The sequence below is a fragment of the Marinomonas sp. ATLA20 genome, from assembly GCF_057180105.1.
The window spans coordinates 1-251 of sequence record NZ_JBXUKU010000067.1 but is presented as its reverse complement, the minus strand read 5'-3'; the positions used below and the strand labels follow the sequence as shown (position 1 = coordinate 251).

General features: G+C 54.6%; 1 protein-coding gene. It reads left to right on the top strand.

Features of this window, described 5'->3' with window-relative positions; all coding sequences use genetic code 11:
• A partial coding sequence (locus tag AC2A4J_RS20475) for a cadherin repeat domain-containing protein (RefSeq protein ID WP_484177311.1) occupies positions 1-251 on the top strand: 251 nt, incomplete at both ends.

Here is a 251-nt window from a genome sequence, read left to right as displayed (position 1 = left end):
ACAACTCCGGCAGTCTCAATGTGAGTCAAGCGGTGACGGTCAGCGTCAATGACCTGAACGACAACACGCCAGTAATTACGTCCGGTGCGACAGGCAGTGTGGATGAGAACGCCGACACTAGTACGGTCATTTACACCGCCACAGGTACGGATGCCGATGATACGGCGACGAACAATACCTTGGTGTACAGCCTAACGGGTACCGATGCTGGACTATTGGACATCAACAGCACCACGGGTGTGGTGACGCTT